The organism is Aeromonas sp. QDB54, from assembly GCF_027707385.1.
Lineage (GTDB): Bacteria > Pseudomonadota > Gammaproteobacteria > Enterobacterales > Aeromonadaceae > Aeromonas > Aeromonas hydrophila.
Genome location: NZ_JAPCIT010000041.1, coordinates 1 through 18482, shown reverse-complemented (window position 1 = coordinate 18482; position 18482 = coordinate 1). Strand labels below are relative to the sequence as shown.

Genomic DNA, 18482 nt, shown 5'->3' with positions numbered 1-18482 from the left:
TCGCGAAATTTCGCAGTCGCGACGCCAGAGACCGAGGGTTAGATCATGCCTAGCATTCACCTTCCGGCCGCCCGCTAAATATCTCCTTTTGGGTTGTTAATAAAACATCCAATAAGTTGACTGTGCGTGAAAAAGAAAGTTTTGTGTGATGGCGTTGAAGATCGCACCGTTAAGCTCTTATGTGGGATGGTGCAGAGCTCGACGACTACCGATAAAACGCAACCGCCGCAAACAGACAAGAAAAAGCCCCAACTGATAACAGTTGGGGCTTCAGTATTGTGATTGGTGGAGCAATAGCACCCTGAACCCAAAACCTTCTCGCTCAACCGGTAGTGGCTGATAACAACTCGTGAGGGCTATTGCGGGTTAAGCATTTAGCGATGTCTAGGGCCAGACTGGACGTCTGAACGCAAGCCGCTGATACTGTACATAACCACAGTATCAGCGGAGGATACCCATGTCGCTGGCAAGGAACGCCACGGCGAGTCAATCGCCCACTCAAACAAACGGTTACGAACGCCACCAACCCGACCAGACGCTGCTCTACCAGCTGGTTGAGCAGCACTACCCAGCCTTCAAAGCCTCACTCGAAGCCCAAGGTCAACACCTGCCTCGCTACATCCAACAAGAATTCAACGACCTCCTCCAATGTGGCCGTCTGGAGTATGGTTTCATGCGGGTTCGCTGCGAGGATTGTCATCACGAGCGTCTGGTCGCCTTCAGCTGTAAACGACGCGGCTTTTGCCCTAGCTGCGGTGCCCGCCGGATGGCCGAGAGTGCGGCGCTGCTGATAGACGAAGTCTTCCCCAAGGAGCCCATTCGCCAGTGGGTGCTCAGCTTTCCTTTCCAGCTACGCTTTTTGCTGGCTCGCCATCCCCAGCTGATGGGCCAGGTCTTGAGTATCGTCTATCGTACACTCTCAACTCATCTGATCAAAAAAGCCGGTTACACCAAAGCCTCTGCACAAACTGGCTCAGTGACTCTTATCCAACGCTTTGGCTCCGCGCTAAATCTCAATGTCCACTACCACATGCTGTTTCTCGATGGTGTCTATGCCGAAGATGACTATGGCAAGCAACGCTTCCATCGTGTCAAGGCACCCACTTACGATGAGCTGAATACGCTCGCTCACACCCTCAGCCATCGCATCGCTCGCTGCATGGAAAAGCGTGGGATTTTGGAGCGTGATGCCGAGAATACGTGGTTGACACTGGAAGAGGGCGAAGACGATACGCTGACTCAATTACATGGTGCTTCGGTTACGTATCGCATTGCCGTCGGCCCCCAGCAAGGGCGCAAAGTCTTCACCCTGCAAACCTTGCCAGGGCGTGAGGATAAAGCCGACTCAAGCAGTCGAGTAGCCAACCATGCTGGTTTCTCGCTACACGCCGGTGTGATGGCCGAAGCGCATCAGCGGGATAAGCTTGAGCGCTTGTGTCGCTACATTAGTCGGCCAGCGGTTTCAGAAAAACGTCTGGCATTAACCGCCAATGGGCAGGTGCGTTACGAGCTCAAAACTCCGTACCGCAATGGCACCACCCATGTGATCTTCGAGCCGCTGGACTTCATCGCCAAACTCGCTGCGTTGGTACCTAAGCCGCGAGTCAACCTCACACGCTTCCACGGCGTCTTTGCACCGAACAGCAAACACCGAGTTCAAGTAACACCCGCCAAGCGGGGCAAGAAGCCCGACAAATCGGAAGGTCTCGATACTAACTGGCGTGACAAGAGTCCTGCAGAGCGCCACCGCGCCATGACCTGGATGCAACGCCTCAAGCGAGTCTTCAATATTGATATTGAAGTCTGCGAACACTGCGGCGGTCACGTCAAAGTGATTGCCAGCATCGAAGATCCGAAGGTCATTGAGCAGATTCTCAAGCATCTGAAACAGAAAACAGCCAAGGCGAATGCCGCCAAGCAGCGTGAGCTGCCACCAGAACGAGCGCCGCCACTGACTCCCAGCCTGTTCGATCCATCACAGAGTCGTCTCTTTGACTGACGACCCCAAATCCAACACTGCTCAACACTGCCAACTTTTAAACGGGGCGGTGGGGCAGTTTGTATCTCTCGAGCTATCAGGCTAGAGATTTTACCGCCAAATCGAACCTTATTAGAGCGGTTTAGGCTGGACCGGCAGTTAAAATTGGGGCTTGAGCGGTAAACGAGTGAGGGAATTTCAGGTAAGATACTTCGGATGAGGAGCAAAAAGGTGGTTTATACTTCCTATACCCTATACCCAAAAGAGGGGGCGGCTTCACACAGACTTCACAGAGCCTCATCGGCAGCACACCTTGCGGGGCTATGCTGGGCTCATCAGTCGCCGCCATGGCGATACCTTGCTAACGACAGTCAGGAGACATGCAATGCAACAACGACAATCCATCCTGTGGGGGGCCGTGGCCACCCTGATGTGGGCCGGTCTGGCCCATGCAGGTGAGACTTCACCGATCGATCCCCTGCGCCCCGTGGTGGATGCCAGCATCCGGCCGCTGCTCAAGGAGCACAGGATCCCGGGCATGGCGGTGGCCGTGCTCAAGGATGGCAAGGCCCACTATTTCAACTACGGTGTGGCCGATCGGGAGCGCGCAGTCGGTGTCAGCGAGCAGACCCTGTTCGAGATAGGCTCCGTGAGCAAGCCCCTGACCGCGACCCTAGGAGCCTATGCGGTGGTCAAGGGAGCGATGCAACTGGATGACAAGGCGAGCCGGCACGCCCCCTGGCTCAAGGGATCCGCCTTTGACAGCATCACCATGGGGGAGCTGGCTACCTACAGCGCGGGCGGCTTGCCGCTGCAATTCCCCGAGGAGGTGGATTCGCTCGAGAAGATGCAGGCCTACTACCGCCAGTGGACCCCAGCCTACTCGCCGGGTTCCCATCGCCAGTACTCTAACCCCAGCATAGGGCTGTTCGGCCACCTGGCGGCGAGCAGCCTGAAGCAGCCGTTTGCCCAGTTGATGGAGCAGACGCTCCTGCCGGGGCTTGGCCTGCACCACACCTATGTCAATGTGCCGAAGCAGGCCATGGCGAGTTATGCCTATGACTATTCGAAAGAGGACAAGCCCATCAGGGTCAGCCCCGGCATGCTGGCGGACGAGGCCTACGGCATCAAGACCAGCTCGGCGGATCTGCTGCGCTTTGTGAAGGCCAACATCAGCGGGGTTGATGACAAGGCGTTGCAGCAGGCCATCTCCCTGACCCACAAAGGGCACTACTCGGTAGGCGGGATGACCCAGGGACTGGGTTGGGAGAGTTACGCCTATCCCGTCAGCGAGCAGACATTGCTGGCGGGCAATTCGGCCAAGGTGATCCTCGAAGCCAATCCGACGGCGGCGCCCCGGGAGTCGGGGAGCCAGATGCTCTTCAACAAGACCGGCTCGACCAGCGGCTTCGGCGCCTATGTGGCCTTCGTGCCGGCCAAAGGGATCGGCATCGTCATGCTGGCCAACCGCAACTATCCTATCCCGGCCAGGGTGAAAGCGGCCCACGCCATCCTGACGCAACTGGCCAGGTAATGGTGCGCCGTCGCTGAGCCTTGAGGGCACGTCGCATCGCGGCGTGCCCGTTACCTCGGACCCGACCCCTCAAGGGCGACCTGGCAGGGGGCGGGTCGATGAGCATGCCAATCCGGACCTCTCCTGCGGGAGATGTCCGGATTGGCATCCACCGAGTGCCATCTCGTCACTAGGCCCCGGCAGGCCGCCCGCTCTATAGTGCCCGGCATCTTCCTCTGCTTTTGCAGGATTGAGTTGTCAATCTCGCTGACAGCGCACCTGTGATGGTGAAACCTGCTGCTATGGAGCCTTCATGGGTATGTTTCTGCTGTGTACTTTTCTGATGATCATCCTCTATCCCCTCGGGATCGATCTCTATCTGGTGGCCGTCCCCCGCATTGCGCAAACCCTGCAGGGGAGCGAGGCGCAGATCCACACCGCTTTTTCCATCTATCTGCTGGGCATGGCGGCTACCGTGCTGCCGGGGGGCATGCTGGCGGATCGCCATGGCAGGCGCCCCGTGGTGCTGGGGGGCGCCCTCATCTTCGTGGTCGCCTCCCTGGTGGCGGCGGAGGCAACCGGCATCGCCCAGTTTTATCTGGGGCGTTTCTGGCAAGGGGTGGGCGCTGGAGCGCTCTACATCATGACCTTCACCGTGCTGCGGGATGTGCTGAGCCAGGCGCGCCTCGCGATGGCCCTCTCCCTCATCAATGGCGTGATCTGCGTCATTCCGGTGCTGGCTCCCGTACTCGGTTATCTCATCCTGTCGCACTTCGAGTGGCGCGGCATCTTCGTGGGCATGGCGCTGGTGGCCGCCATCAGTGCCCTGGTCAACCTGCGACTGCTCAAGGAGACCCGCCCCGCCCGCCAGCCTGCGGGAGCATCGCCGCTGGCCCTGCTGGGCATGGCCCCCTTCATGCAGCGCGCCTTGCTGACCAGCGCCAGCGTGACCGCCATCCTGGTCTATGTGAGCGTCTCGCCCCTCGTCCTGATGACCACGTTCGGCCTGTCTCCCGAGCAGTACACCCGGCTGATGATGGCGATGGCCGGGGTGAGCATGTCCGCTTCCTTCCTGACCCCCTTGCTGCTGCGCTTGCTGAATTTTCTTGAACGAATGAATAGCTACCTGTAGTGGCTCGCAAACATAATCCCGCAAGCTTGATTACATCCGGTTTTCCCGACTCAGATTAATTGATAATAAGCCAAGTGCTCGGCTCACAATCAGTGCCAATGAGATTTGCCGCTGTGCCATCGGGCTTGAATTCATCTAGCTAGGCTCACATTAGGTACCAACAAATGACTTGAGTTGCGTAAGTACGGTTTTCGTCATAATGTCCATTTCTAACAGTCTCTCCAGCGTATCCATGACCATCACTTCGTTTTCAGGTTGAATGTCTTCTGCAAGCCACCGCTCACATTGCTGCTGAAATAAACTCAGCGAACCCAGCTGTTCCTGGTAAGCTCTTTCCGTTCTGATTAGCTCACAGGCCGAAAACAAAAATGGATTACCCTTTGCTTTCTCCAGGTTGAGGGTCTGCTGTTGGGTACTGCTGTGCACTTCCTCAACCATTTGAACAAGTAAAGGCAGCATGCTAATCGGCTGCCACTGTATCTTTTCAGACATAAAGTTCCTTTAAATGGGCAGCCCAGCTTCCCGCAAGTCCTGCGTAATTTCTTTGACCCGATTAGGGAAAGTGCGAACAAGTATCCCACGAACAAAAAATGAAAATTTTAGTCATTTAATATCAATGGGTTACCAGTAAATGCTCTCGTGCCATATGACTTATTCGCACCTTCCCTAGGTTCTCATCCTGTCATCACAACGGAAACGCCTCGATGGCGACCCCGCAAAACGTCCCGATAACACGGGAATCCACACGGTCGTTCCGCGTTTTGCGCCCAGCCTTCGGGTCAAACGACTTGAGCATCTTGATCTTGGCATCAGCATCCTGGAGCAGGATCAGAGGCATCGGTGCCGTCACCGTTCTCAGTGCCCCCGCGGCCATGATGTTTGCCACCGGCTGCACCTTTACCTCCCGGCGCTCGCGCAGCGCTGCCTCGGGGGTGCCGGAAATCTTGTCGAGCAGATCCTCCAACGGCGGCCGAAAATCTGGCCCTGCTTTCTCCAGCTCAACCCGGATCCGGCGCATCAGCTCATCCTTGTCGGGTCGCTTGAGCGAGTCCTTCTGCTGCCAGGTGAACCGGATAGAATCCACGTCCCCCTCGGCATAGCACCGGATCTGCCGGTACAGGTGCAGGGTCATCACGCCGGGGCATTCGGCCCGGAGTGCCTCAAAACGTTCTTGGCGGGTGCCATAGCTGGAGACGATGAATGTCTCGATGCTGGCCTTGGCTGTGTTGATGCGGTCCACCAGCTGCCGGAGTTCGTCAGTGGCGGCCACGCCGATCTGGGAAGGGGAGAGCCACAACACGCCGACGGTTCGGCGGGCCGACTTCTGGGAGAGCTGGGGGATGATGTGCAGATCCCGGTAGCAGTCTGCGGCGAGCTCCAGGGCATCGTTTCCGGTTTGTTCCAGGACAACAATGCTGGTAGTGGGCTCACTCTCGGAGCCTTTGGCCGTAGGAGTGATGGCCGTGACGCGGGCGTCGCGATGTGGCAGGCGCCGGATGAGTTTTGCGAGGCGATCGAGGTCACGGGTGATGGCGGTGTACTGTTCGGAGATGAAGCTTGTCTGCATGGGCGGTCCTTATCTGGGGTTTGTACCGATAGAATATTGGTTAGAGAATAGGCAAAATTAGACCATCATGCAACGAGGGGTAGGAGACCCTATCGCCGCCGCTGCGCGGCGTCGGGGGAGGGGTGAGCCCGATGTTTTGTCGTGACAATGTTGGACTCGGTGAGCCTTACCCCCGAACGAGCTCAGCCTCTGTGCCAGGCCCGCGCTCGCGGGAGATTAGATTGAGAAAGAGAGAAAAAGAGAGAGAAAGAAGAGACGCGCTCAGTGGAGCGGCGCCGGGGTAAAAGGTAGGCCTCGGGGGTTGGTGTGGGGCTTTCTACCCCTCGCTGCATGATGGTCTAATTTATGAAGAAACCGGCCACGTTTACCTCTCTGCAAACCACCAGCGATAGGCAATATCGTTGCCCACGGTAGCCAGTTGCTCTAGCAACTCACTACTCAGGGTGACTTCATACTGGCAGACGTCGGTCGCTTCCTGGTAATCGTCGTGGTCAAAGTGGCGACCCTGGAGGGCGTCGCAGTGTGTACAGCCGTTCGATAGATAGCTGCATCCTGCTGTGCGGCTAAAGCGCGGCTTGATCACGCCTATCCCGTGTTGCTTCAACAGTGCGGCCGGGAACAAGTTAGCCAGCCACGGTGCAGTCTCCTCCCCGCTATCGAGCTCTTCAAGGCTCGTGTGCAGGTCTGGGTGACCCGCGAACCGCGTACTGACCTCCAGGGTAAGCCCTTGTACCGTCCAGGTCTCACGCTTACAGCGCCAGCACCGGATCTTTGTGGCACTGATGGTCACCGGTATGGGCTGGTCAATCGCCGGGGCGAACTTTAATGAGCCGGTCAGGGCTCCACGGACGAACGTCTCCAGCGCGATGGTTTGCTGCCAATATTCCGCTTCGCTCTTGTTGCGGTTGGTGACCCAGCGCGGATCGAATTGGCTTGATGGGAGTCGCACGAAGGCTGCTGACTCACTCGCTCGGACATCCAACAAGAACGATGGCGTGCCCCGCTCCACCAGCAGGTCAGGGTGACGCAGTAGCCATAATGCTCGCACTCCAGAGTCGGCATAGCGACGCTGACGGCGCTGGGTCTCTTCGGTGCCTTGGCGTGACCACTGGATCTCGATGGCGACCTTAGCGCTGCCTTTGGTGGATAGCACATCGGCCACCCAGTCTTCACCGGCCGGAGTTTGGCCCCTTACCTCCGTATCGGCTGTCCACCCTGCCGCTCGGGCAGCCTGACAGACGATGGTCTTGGCCCATAGGTGCTCCGCTGTCTCCGGTGTGCTGGTACATTCGCCACTCTTGTGATGTGCAAAGAACCGGGTGCCGAGCTTGGATACCTTCGGGACCGCTCGGGCCTGGCAGCATGTCATTATGAGGCCGGCATCTGCTCGGTTGCTGGCTTTCAGTTTCTCCCAACCTGCTGCATCGAAATCAAAGGCGAAGATGGTGGTGTGGTGGTGCAAGCACTTTAGCGGCATGATGCGATCAGGTTTCCTTGTTCGCTCAGGACAACGTTTAGGAGAGGAACATTAGGTCAATCGGGTTAAATGAACGTATTGGGTAAATCCAACGTAAGTCGAGCTCGGTAATGTTCAGCATTTTTGCGAGCTCATGCTCATCAACGTGTTGAGCTGTCATTTTGGTAACGAAGGTGGCCCCAGCAGCCTCAAGACAAAACCCGCGCTTGATATTTGATCTCTTCCCCCAGACCCATAGGTCAGACGAGCACCATTCCCCATATCGGTCTTGAATGAGCTCGAAATGTAGATCAGGAAAGACCTTGCTGCTGCTCTGCTCGGGCAAAACATTCAATGCGAACTGCGAAAGGCGTTGGGTTTGATGTCCATTGATTCGTTCATAGTCGTGAACCAGCAGGTGGTTTTCCCTATCGATTTGCGTCCACTTTAGGAGGTAAACATCCTCCCAACTCAACCCTGTCTCGCATACGAACAGGAATGCTCGGAATAAGTCATGCTGGAACTCTTTTGCAGAGAGTGAGGCTCTAAGTGCATTGAGTTCATCTTGAGTCAGCGGGTCGTGCAGAGGTGAGTGATAGCGCATAATTTCTCTCCGTTTGGTCAGGTGCAGGAGGAGAGTAACCGCGGCGGAATCAGTATTAAACAAGTGCAAATCAAGAGCAGACAAGAGTAGCCAATTGAAAATAAGAGGACCTAGCGGGATCTCTACTTCTAGGCTCCGTCCTCTCCCAGCTACCTTACTGGTGATGACACTAGGTTCGTACTGGCCCTGTCATGCAGGGCCACCCCAAATTTCGAAAAGCCCGCTCAAGCGGGATTTTCATTATCTAACCCATTCTAATTTACCTGATTCTTGCTCATCCACGCCCCTTGACGGAGCATCGCAATCGCATCAGAAGGGGTGACCTTCCATGCCTCAGCCAACCTCCTTATCGCGAATACAGCTAGCTCCATTCGGTCATCGGGTGTAATGAGGTGCTGGTACTGGTTCCCTCGTGCCATGAGAAGGATGGCGACGCCGGACTTGCCGTTGCAGTATGTCGCGAAGCTCTTGTTGTTGGCGTCACCATGGTATGACCCTGTGGCATCCTTCCTGAGCCCAAACATCACACCGCAGAACGCGGTCAGCTCTGCCCTGGTCAGTTGTACTGTGATCTTCTGCTCCCAGTCTGCTTTTGCTCCTGCCGCCCGGATGGGAGCGATCTCGATGCTGATTGTCGGGTAGTTGGCCCGAGTCTCTGTGTACTGGACGTTCAGGCCTGTGCGCTTGACAGGATCTCGTTGCCCGTCGGAATAAAGCTTGAAGCTTTCCCCAAAATTGCTCATTTCAGCCATTTCTCACCCTCTCAGAAGCTTGGCTGCTTGAGCCGACAACCCAGAAAAAATGGCCTTGCTAATGTGCTCAGGGAAACCGACTGGCAGCTCGGCCGTGACGGCAGAGATCACCGAGTCGGTGTCGGCGGCCATTTCGCGCATAACCCTCAATCGAAGAAGGAAAACGTTCTGTTGTGCCATGCTTCCTCCCGATAACCCCCAGTCGCGAGGGATAGATCGGCGATGCTATCAAGGCCTGGTGTGAAGCTAACGTTAACCCCCGCCTGCTGGGGGGAGATGCAGCCGCAGCACAGCACCACGACGTCCCGCTTCGTTAACCCCCGTAACAGGGGGATGGATTTTGATTTTTTTGTTTGTGCACAAAAAGGGCACCGTTAACCCCCAGGCTCGGGGGAGAGATGCGCTGATGGCACCACTTCTCTATCCCGCGGGCCGTTAACCCCCGCCTGCGGGGGGGTGATTCAAATCCGTCGTCGATATGCGTTATCAGCGTCCGTTAACCCCCGCCTGCGGGGGGCGATATGATGGCAAACGCCACCGACATCATCGAAAACCGTTAACCCCCGCCTGCGGGGGATCGATCTGGTGCTCAATAGCTGTGTGATGTGCTGACGCCGTTAACCCCCGCCTGCGGTGGGGGATTCATTCCCGCTATAGCAACAGCTCCCCTCGCGGCGTTAACCCCCAGCTGCGGGGGAGAAATCGGGTGAGGTCCATGTTGTGCCAGGCCGAGTACCGTTAACCCCCAGGCACGGGGGACGATTCATCGGTGGAAGTCAGCAAATGCATCCACTCCGTTAACCCCCACCTGCGGGGGGGCGATTTTCTGTAAGTCACGTTGGACGCTTTACACGCCCGTTAACCCCCACCTGCGGGGGGGCGATACTTACCAAGTCAACAATTACCATCAAGATTAGGTCACGTTCAGCGATGTTCGCACACTTGAGGATTGGTGGCTGAAATTTACCTCTTAAATTCTGAGTGCGCAACTGATTAACATTGGTCTTCCGACTCAAAAATCGAGTCGCCGACTGGCCTGTTTCAATCGCTCATCTCCCCGACGATCATACTTCTGCGTGGTCGTGACACTGGCATGGCCCATCGCATCCTTGACCGTGATGATGTCCTCGCCATTATCCAGCATGGCCGATGCAAAGGTTCTGCGGAGATCATGAGGAGCGAATTTTTCCAGCCCCGCCTCAATCCTTCTCGTTTCAAGAATGTGATAGATAGCCTGGTCAGTCATTCTGTCGGCGGTGACATCATCAAACCGCCTGATCCGCTGAAACAGCGATCCCGGCTGATCACCACGAACCTCCTCCACCCACCGCATAAGCCGCTGCCATGCCCCGTCAGGCACATAGGCGATGCGTTCTTTATTGCCCTTACCGAGCACACGAAGTGCCTGATCCCTGGTGATGACACATTCCATATCGAGGGCGACAACCTCTGAGCGCCGAAGTCCGCACCCGACTAAAACAGCAAGGATGGCTGCGTCACGCAGCCCTTTGGAGCTCCGATCGTTTTCACATGTGAAATAAAGGGCTCTGACCTCGTGCTTTTCGAGGGCCCGCCCGTTGGGTAAACGAGAGCCTCTCACCGAACGCACCTGCTTGATATGCTGGTAACTGTCGGTATCAATCAGCTTCATTGTCCACGCTTCCAGGGCAACTCCTTTCAGCGCTGCCAGGTAGGTATTGATCGTAGCTGGCGCTCGGTCAGAGTCACTGAGCATTTGGATCACAGCTTGGACATGATGCCGCCGCATCGACTCCCACGCGCAATCACGCAGGTTTTGGTACCCGATCATCCGAGCAACAATGCTGAGAAATGAGCCCATGGTTTGCCGACTGCGCCTGGAGCCAAGGCTGATCAGGTATGCAACTGCCGGATTATCTTGTGCGCTTCTGAGCCCCCCGGTGACTTGCGGGAGGCCTCCACCTGAGGTTTGTTCTGGCAAGACAATGACTTTCGCGTGTGAAAGTTCAGTGGTGTCGCGGTTGTTCCGTTGGTGCAAAGTTACCTCCTAACACCGATAGCCACGAGCAATAAATCCCATATCTTGGTGTAGATACTCTCGGTAGGCGCAGCATCTTGTGTTTCGTAACTCTGTATCAGTGCTTCATATTTCAAAGGGGAGCAGAGGAGATCGTAGACCGTCCTGTTAGGCTTGGTGATGGGCTTGTTCGAGGTGAATCCATGTTTGTTGCACAGATACAAAGCAATCGCGCCACTTCGGGATTCCCCGTAGTAGCAGTGAACAAAGATCTGGCTGATGCCGCTCTGCACCAGCTCATCGATGTAGTTGGATAGGTTCTTCGCCTGATGGGAGTCAATGTAGGATGCGTAGCTCATCCGAAAAGACCCTTTCATGGTACGGATGGTGTCCTCACTGTAGCCACCATCGTAAAAGCTGTCCCGATACAAGAGTTGCCAATCTCCCAGGGCCGCCTCCGGTTTGTCCGGGTCGGTGATCGAGATCATCGCCGCACCGGCAACCGGCGCCAGTTTTTCGGCCTCGACCTGGCTAATGAAGTGCACCTCTCTCATGCGTTCTCTCCGTGAAAAATGAAGGACTTTCCTGCCAACTATCCTATTTTATAAACACTACTTTTTCAAAGCATCATTTTAATAAGTAGAGACACACAGAGACACGCTTGAGCCTCTGTGTGTGAAGGAGGGCATGGAGAAGTACGCAATGCGGGGTTGTCTGTACTGTGGCCGCAGGCGCCGTTAGGCTGCGCAAGCAGTACAGTGACAATGAAGTTTGTACGCAGCAAACACGGCGTAGCGGTGACTCGGACAGTAAAGTTTGTACACAACGGACACTACAGATCAGTCACTTGCATAATAAAGTTTGTACACTATTCAGTGTCATCGACTTGGGAAACGCGGTCAGTGCGTGGCAATTTGAGAGCGACACTTTTCGCCCTTTATCGGGCCATTAAAAAAGCCTCACCCATGATTATGATGAGGCTCATTCAGTTAATAGTCCAGGCAACAAGGCTTCAACATTTCTTTCTACACCAGTAAGGTGATGATGCTTGAAATTAAAAATACCGGCACGAATGTTATAAATAATAATACCCCTAGACATCCAGACTTCTGAGGGCGATTATATTTTTTAGTGCTATCCCTTTGTGGCTTTTCACGATGCCAGTTCTGATTGCAGGTTCTGCAATATAATTTACACGCACCCTTATTCCATGCCCGAATGGTTCTTGCGTCATGTCTAACCACTGATGAGCATTTCCCGCATGAGAATATGTCATTTGCAGGTTTTTTAGTACGGACGGAGATATACAAAAACAGCATTATAGCAACGGCGGCGGGAAATAATGCCAGTCGAGGCTGCCCCATTTTAATATACACAGCGAGTGTTATTGCCACTGATAACACTATCGCGACGTAACAATAATAATCGAAACGGTCGCGCTTAACCTTTTCCGTAAATACTCGCCTTGGGATATTGGTAAATGACACCCCTTCAATAAAAATATCTTTTGCTTTTTTTCGGTTGCTGGAATCAACCCCTACATCAAATGTAACTGCATCACCAACAATAGGCTGCCTCGTCCCTTTTATAACGCTCGATATATGAAAAAATATATGTTCGCCATTCTCATCATTTTTTATAAAGCCGAAGCCTTTTTCATCTTTCCATGAAATTATATTACCCTTCATACTTCCCCCTGAAATAACACCAGAACTTTGTTCCGTTGGTAAAATGTCACTGAACATGGCGCTCCCAACATAGGGGCTATGGCCCCCGGAGCTTTACCTCCGTTCAACCCCAGAGGTTGCCATTCATCTGTTAACCCCCGCCACTGGGAGGCACTCCAGCATGGCTCTGCTCTGGCTTGTTTTTGCGCTGGCTCAAACCGCTAACCCCCGCCAAAGGGCGGCATACCGAGGTTTTAGCTTATACAGCACCCGTTTCTACCAGGCCACTAAAAACGGTCGATTATCAAGGACCTGCCTCTTTACAAAAAAAAGAAATCTATTATCTTATGTGAAACTGTTTCAGAATGTTTCTCGGAGGTGACGTGCAACATCCAATTGATCTTCTTTATGCCAACCTCACCCATATTTTGGCTCCAGCCTTGGGAGAAGCTGTAAAGACTGGTGCGGCATGTTCTTGCTGCAAGCGCCCTGCAAGCTCGTTTGACCGTGTGGGTTATCAAGGTCTGGATAGCTATAAAACGCCGTTCAACCACTGTGCTCCTTGCCAGGCCATGTTTGTGACCGACCCCAACATCATGGGTAATGAGCGAACTGCCGGGAAAAGCGACAAGAAGGTGGGCCAGCGCTTTGGAATGATGAGTGGTGTCGGTTGGGTGCACGAAATTGCAGATGTCCCAGGTAAGCCTCAGCGTTCAACGCTCCTAGCCCCACCAGGGGTGTATGACAAGTTCCCTGCATCATTTTTAGAGCACGTCGATGTGGTGAAGATTACCGTTGGTGGTCACCTGCCATGGATCGCAGAGAATGCAAAATTCCCTCTGCTATACATCGAATCTTTCGGACGTAAAACCGCGGCGCTTATGCGAGGGTTGACCATATCTCTGTCACCGCAGGCGCTCTACTGCTGTAGTGACGCCGGTATGGATTCAGTTACCCGAGTCGAATGCACGGTTAATCTGGATGCGGCCATGCGGCTATCAGGGGGGCTCAACACACTAACAAGTCAGGAACGCAACGCCTTCAATAAGTTAGTCGTTGGCCTCTCGAACGGACGCATTACCCCCCAGCAGGCCAGTGAACAGATCAGCAAAAAACCATCGTTCGGCACGATATTTCGCACTTTACCGGCGGACCCCCACCAGCGCCTCAAGCTGATTCACATCGCGGACAAGCTCCAATGATTTACTATGAAAACACCCTCAAACTGCGTGAAACTGACCCGTCTCTTCCGTATCTGGTCCACCAGCGTCTTGATTATTTGGTACAGGAGACATTGCGCTGTAAAGTCCCCTATAGCTGGCGGCGGATTGCTCACCCTCATGAGCCCAACACAACCGTTATCTACTTGCGATCGGCAACGCAACTTGGCCTAGCTGGCGAACAAGCCGTACAACTTGAACTGAACGTGGCAGATGCAGTCATGTTCAACCTCAACTTCTGCTTCCCAATCAAGCATCCGATCCCAGGCACCACCAAAAAACGGTCGATGAATCTGCCGATGGCCATCTTGCCTGATGTTCTAGCCAGGCAGTGCGAAGGGGCAGGACTCTCGCTCCAGAGCCACTCAGCCAACAGCCCCTACCTGGAGCGCTACCTCAAGAAAAAACAGAGCTTCACCCTCCAGTGCAACCCGGTCAGTGTCGTTGCTGAGATCAAGGATGTTGCGCTGGCCGAGCAGGCTGTTGTTTATGGCATTGGCCGTAAGCGGGTATTTGGCTACGGCCAGTTGTCGAACCTGGAGGTGTTATGAGCCCCTTGCCAGAGGACGGGATCCACACAGCCAAGTTCGGAGAGCTGATGGCCGCTGGCGGCCTCATCGCTCGGGATGAGCAGACCCAATATGCGCTAATGATTGAGCAAGTGCTGGCTGACACCGGGAAAATATCGCTTCTTCACGCTGACACCGGCCTCGGAAAGTCGCTGGGCTATCTCTTGCCAGCCATGCAGTTTGCACTCTGCGACCCACGTCGCCCTCGGGTTATCGTCGCAACACACAGCCACGCACTGATGCAACAACTTCTCGAAAAAGACAGTGTGCTGCTGACCAAAGTCGCCCGTCATTATGGACATAGACCGTTGTCTATCGGCCGTCTTCTCGGACGGGTCAATTTCGTATCGCCAAAGCGGATCAATATTGCCCTCACCAACCGCTCTCTGTCATCCCTAGAGGAGCGCGAAGTGGCTACTTTGCGTGACTGGTCAGGGACGATTGCAGAATTTGAGGATGAGTTTGGCGGACTCCCCTGCGACTTGTTGGCCTCTCAAATTTGCCTGACGGCTGAGTGTGAAAATGAGGCATTTGACGAACAGCAACAGGCTGAATCTAAATGCGACATCGTGGTCACAACTCATGCCATGATCGCAGTAGACATGCTGCGAAATAATGCGCTTTTGGCCGATAAGTCACGGCCGACAGTGCTGATTGTTGATGAAGCTGATGCCCTGGTGAATCGGTTGCAAGAATGGACTCAGCGGCGCCTGAATCTTGTTCGTGTCGCCTCCCAGTTGGGCGAGCAACTATCAGCTCGGCAATTAGCCCCTCTTGCTAATTCAATTAAGACAATCCAAGAGCGGCTGGGGATGCAGCAATATGCCTGGGATACCGAGCTGGCGGAACTGGCGCGGGCCACCATTGGAAAGATCGAGAAGATTTGCCGGTTGAATAACCTGGATAAGGATGTCTCAACATCTTTGCAGCAGCAGCTCCTGATGATGCAAACCTCGTCCATGGGGATCGGCGTTTCACTGATACGCCGGGAACCGGCCATCGTCTCACTCTCCCCGTGGTTTGTTCGGTTCTTCGGGAAATACGCGACCTCAGCTTTTGAGTCTGTTCTCCTCACCTCCGGCACACTGAGTATCACGCCTGAGCCAGTGAATGGTACCACTTCGTTGCGAATGGAACTTGGTATTGATGACACCATGCTCGGCGCCATTGCCCTTTTCTCCCCGAAAAAATATGGGAGCATGACCCTGACTCTGGCGGGCCCCTCGTTCCCGGCTATCTACTCAAGACCGTCCTCTGAGGGGAATGCCCCTGCCCTTTCTGAAAAATGGTTGCAAGCAGTCGCACATCAGATCACCAACCGATGCGGACGGGTGGTTGTGCTGACAGCTTCACATGAAGAGAGCCGTAAATTGGCCGCAGTTTTGGCTCAAATTGAGCATCGGCAGGTGCTGGTCCACCAGCGTGGCACCCCACTCAAATCATTGATTGAAGAGTTCAAGAAGGTATGCAGACATCATGGCCGGGGAGTAATGATCACCGCTGCGGGCCATACCGGGCTCAATATCACCGATGACGCTGGCTCAGTTGGATTCGATCGCCTGATGATCACTCGAATTGCCTACGGCCAACCACGCACTTCCGAAGTCGAAGCGTTGGTAAGTTTCTACAAGAAGACCAAGAAGACTGACCTGAGTAAACAGCTCTACAAGCAGGAGTATATGCGTACTCAAAACGCCGTTATTCGGTTGATGCGACAAGCCATTGGCCGCGGGATCCGTTCACCTGACGATTGCATTGAAGTCGATATTCTCGATCCCCGTTTCCCACTGTCTCACGATTTGTCGTCCAAACACGCCATCCTGCGAAACATCATTCCCGTTCGGTTTCTGCAACAGTACCGGCAGGCCAAAGGGCTGTTAACTGACGGCGAGCAATCACCTGCAACTCCATTGGAGGTTTACTTCTGATGTTCGAATTTGAACCCTTTCGCCTGGTCATGTCGTTAAAGACCCCGGTGGTATTAACTGACTACCCCCCAACTCTTGATGCTTTGGTTTTTGAGGCTCTGAGCCAGCGCTCCCCACTTGCCAGCAGGGAAGAACTCTTGCAGGAAATGAGCAACTACCTTCTCTATAACGACCAACTTGGTGTCTTCCATGCCTCGGCAATGAGATTCGGTGTCACGATGGCCGTTGGCTTGACTGTCGGCAGCTACGTCAGAGCAGATCGGCATACTCCCGAGAAACTATCTCCGGCGATGTTTGCCCCCAACGGCAAAGGACGCTATGTGAAGATCAAGCTCAAGGGAGGACCGACCAAACGACGCTTGCGGGAGATGCCCGCTTACCAAGCCCCTTTTGCAGTGTTCGATGGATTGGGGAATCCCTACCTGATAAAGGGGTTGCTGGATTTTTTCGTTCTGGGCTTAGGTTACGACGCTCAGAACTGCCAGATGGGAGCCTTTGATAATCTGATCATCACCCCCATGCAGGAAGATGCCAGCCTTATCCTGTTGGATAAGGCTAATCGACCACTCCCGGTATCATCCGGGATCGATGGGGTACCAGGCCTATCGCCACTGCTCCCTCCGTATTACTCAAAAGAAAAAATGCCCATTGTCGCCCCCCAAAGGGTCCGTTCTGAAATGCTTCACCAGCTGATTTAACATCAACAAGGAATTTCCATGACTCAAAGTACCTTTGTTTTCGACGGCCACCTGACCGCAGTTGAGCCCTTGACCGTCACCATAAAAAACACCCAGGGCCGCCTGCCACGTAATGGCGGGTTCGATGCCCCAGCTTATTGGCCTGCAACGACTACCCGTGGTTCATTGCGCCATGCTGCGCACCGGGTTGTGTTGATGTTCAATGAAGACAATCAACGCCCACCATTTGACCTGGCAGAGCATTTCATGTTGGCCCAAGGGGTAGACATTGTGGGAGATATTTCTGCCCCTGCCGACGACGAGGTGAACTCTGATCGACACTTGCGCGAAGGCAACCCGATGCTGAGTCTCTTCGGCATATGGGGGCTTCCATCAAAAGCTAACATAGGGAACGGCTTCCCCATCACGGCCAATGCAACGGCCATGTTTGGTGGTGGTGCTCGCACCATCATGTTTGAACGCTCCCCGGAGCTCCTCGAAACACTGGATCAGTCGGAAAGAAACCGGCTCCAAACCATTTTGGAAGAGCAGACCCTTGCCTCCGCCGACGTCGGAGTATTGAAGGACAAGCAAAAAGAGCTGAAAAAACAGTTGAAAACGGCTCCGAACGACGAGAAAAGGGTGTTGTTTGACCAGCTCGCGGCATTGGACGCACAAATCCAAGATCGCAAAGATCAGAAGGGGGAGGCTCGGGAGTCTATACGTCGCCCCATCGACCAATACGAGGCGATCTGCGCCGGTACAGTGATGGAGCACCGCATGTCCCTCAAGTCAGTCAGTCAGATCGAACTGGGCTTTTTCATTGCTGCTTTGTTAGAATTCGCTCGTTCCCCCCGCATGGGCGGACACCAAGCTCATAACTGCGGTTTGGTATCCGGCTCTTGGGATGTGAAGACTTGGCCGCCGAAGGCACTGAGCCCAGTGACTATTGGTAAGATCGAATTTGATGGTGAAGGGTTCCGGGTTGAGGGAGAAGTGCTGCACCTAGCCTATGACGCTTGGCGCAACGACGTCACCAGCTCCTTCCACAAGGTAAAGAAAGACGCCTGACAGACGTGTCGCTTCCGCCCAATAGTTGGCGGTTTACGCCTATTGTCTTAGGTGCCTCTTCAAAGCCCCAACAGTCACTCCCTCCCCTTGTAGAGGGTCAATTAAATGGCTCATTGTGTAGAAACACTCAGCGCAATGAGCCATTTAAGTTCCCCCCGCACTTTGAGCTAATCCTCTTTTCAGCAGTCTACAATCGAATAGACTAAAATCTGATGCAGTTTAATTTTATCAGTCATAGTCTGTCGGGTAGTTTACTGTGCAACCTAACTCGAAATCCGCCCCCGGTGTCAGAATAGTTGTCGCCTGACCTGAACCATTTAAAAGTGAAGACCGGGGGCGGATAAAGAGTGTC

The 18482-nt window shown here is 54.4% G+C and carries 16 protein-coding genes, 1 pseudogene and 1 CRISPR repeat array; of the genes and pseudogenes, 8 read left to right on the top strand and 9 right to left on the bottom strand.

The window, feature by feature from the left end:
- Nucleotides 1-457 precede the first annotated feature (457 nt).
- From PG881_RS22805 to PG881_RS22795, 3 genes and pseudogenes are all read left to right on the top strand, one after another.
- On the top strand, nt 458-1999 hold the full coding sequence (locus tag PG881_RS22805) for an IS91-like element ISCR1 family transposase (protein WP_000050481.1): 1542 nt from the start codon (nt 458-460) through the stop codon (nt 1997-1999).
- Between the two features lie 364 nt (nt 2000-2363).
- On the top strand, nt 2364-3512 hold the full coding sequence (gene blaMOX / locus PG881_RS22800; RefSeq protein ID WP_270803103.1) for a CMY-1/MOX family class C beta-lactamase: 1149 nt from the start codon (nt 2364-2366) through the stop codon (nt 3510-3512).
- 292 nt (nt 3513-3804) lie between these two features.
- A pseudogene (locus tag PG881_RS22795) lies at nt 3805-4590 on the top strand (MFS transporter); the annotation flags it as partial.
- A 183-nt stretch (nt 4591-4773) separates the two neighbouring features.
- On the opposite strand, the gene PG881_RS22790 reads toward PG881_RS22795, so the two are convergent.
- The 9 genes from PG881_RS22790 to PG881_RS22750 all read right to left on the bottom strand — a co-directional run bounded on the left by PG881_RS22790 (nt 4774) and on the right by PG881_RS22750 (nt 12743).
- Complete coding sequence (locus PG881_RS22790; protein ID WP_011918360.1) at nt 4774-5115, bottom strand: hypothetical protein; 342 nt, start codon at nt 5113-5115, stop codon at nt 4774-4776.
- 193 nt (nt 5116-5308) lie between these two features.
- Nucleotides 5309-6190, bottom strand: a complete 882-nt coding sequence (locus tag PG881_RS22785) for a DNA replication terminus site-binding protein (RefSeq protein WP_270803084.1) — start codon at nt 6188-6190, stop codon at nt 5309-5311.
- Nucleotides 6191-6554: 364 nt separating this feature from the next.
- A complete protein-coding gene (locus PG881_RS22780) occupies nt 6555-7667 on the bottom strand; it encodes a competence protein CoiA family protein (RefSeq protein WP_270803082.1) in 1113 nt (370 codons plus the stop codon).
- Between the two features lie 37 nt (nt 7668-7704).
- On the bottom strand, nt 7705-8250 hold the full coding sequence (locus PG881_RS22775; protein ID WP_130627558.1) for a hypothetical protein: 546 nt from the start codon (nt 8248-8250) through the stop codon (nt 7705-7707).
- A gap of 254 nt (nt 8251-8504) precedes the next feature.
- On the bottom strand, nt 8505-9002 hold the full coding sequence (locus PG881_RS22770) for a hypothetical protein (RefSeq protein WP_130627557.1): 498 nt from the start codon (nt 9000-9002) through the stop codon (nt 8505-8507).
- A gap of 3 nt (nt 9003-9005) precedes the next feature.
- Entirely contained in the window at nt 9006-9182 is a 177-nt protein-coding gene (locus PG881_RS22765) for a hypothetical protein (RefSeq protein WP_174722095.1), read from the bottom strand.
- A gap of 252 nt (nt 9183-9434) precedes the next feature.
- Nucleotides 9435-9699: direct repeats of the CRISPR family, unit length 23 nt; unit sequence CCGTTAACCCCCGCCTGCGGGGG.
- 315 nt (nt 9700-10014) lie between these two features.
- On the bottom strand, nt 10015-11019 hold the full coding sequence (locus tag PG881_RS22760) for a tyrosine-type recombinase/integrase (RefSeq protein ID WP_167292813.1): 1005 nt from the start codon (nt 11017-11019) through the stop codon (nt 10015-10017).
- Between the two features lie 2 nt (nt 11020-11021).
- Nucleotides 11022-11552 carry a hypothetical protein gene (locus PG881_RS22755; RefSeq protein ID WP_270803075.1) on the bottom strand — a complete coding sequence of 177 codons (531 nt, stop codon included), beginning with the start codon at nt 11550-11552 and terminating at the stop codon, nt 11022-11024.
- Between the two features lie 471 nt (nt 11553-12023).
- Complete coding sequence (locus PG881_RS22750; RefSeq protein WP_270803074.1) at nt 12024-12743, bottom strand: cold shock domain-containing protein; 720 nt, start codon at nt 12741-12743, stop codon at nt 12024-12026.
- Nucleotides 12744-13048: 305 nt separating this feature from the next.
- Between PG881_RS22750 and PG881_RS22745 the strand changes: the two genes are divergently transcribed.
- From PG881_RS22745 to PG881_RS22725, 5 genes are read left to right on the top strand one after another with little or no spacing between them, the layout of a single operon-like run.
- On the top strand, nt 13049-13867 hold the full coding sequence (locus PG881_RS22745; protein WP_270803072.1) for a hypothetical protein: 819 nt from the start codon (nt 13049-13051) through the stop codon (nt 13865-13867).
- On the top strand, nt 13864-14436 hold the full coding sequence (locus PG881_RS22740; protein WP_270803069.1) for a hypothetical protein: 573 nt from the start codon (nt 13864-13866) through the stop codon (nt 14434-14436). The genes PG881_RS22745 and PG881_RS22740 overlap by 4 nt, the downstream gene beginning before the upstream one ends.
- Nucleotides 14433-16382, top strand: a complete 1950-nt coding sequence (locus PG881_RS22735) for a helicase C-terminal domain-containing protein (RefSeq protein ID WP_270803066.1) — start codon at nt 14433-14435, stop codon at nt 16380-16382. The genes PG881_RS22740 and PG881_RS22735 overlap by 4 nt, the downstream gene beginning before the upstream one ends.
- Nucleotides 16382-17080: a hypothetical protein gene (locus PG881_RS22730; protein ID WP_270803064.1), complete on the top strand. Its 699-nt coding sequence runs from the start codon at nt 16382-16384 to the stop codon at nt 17078-17080. Before PG881_RS22735 ends, PG881_RS22730 begins: the two co-directional genes overlap by 1 nt.
- Nucleotides 17081-17098: 18 nt before the next feature.
- Nucleotides 17099-18130: a hypothetical protein gene (locus tag PG881_RS22725; RefSeq protein WP_270803062.1), complete on the top strand. Its 1032-nt coding sequence runs from the start codon at nt 17099-17101 to the stop codon at nt 18128-18130.
- The last annotated feature ends 352 nt before the right edge of the window (nt 18131-18482 follow it).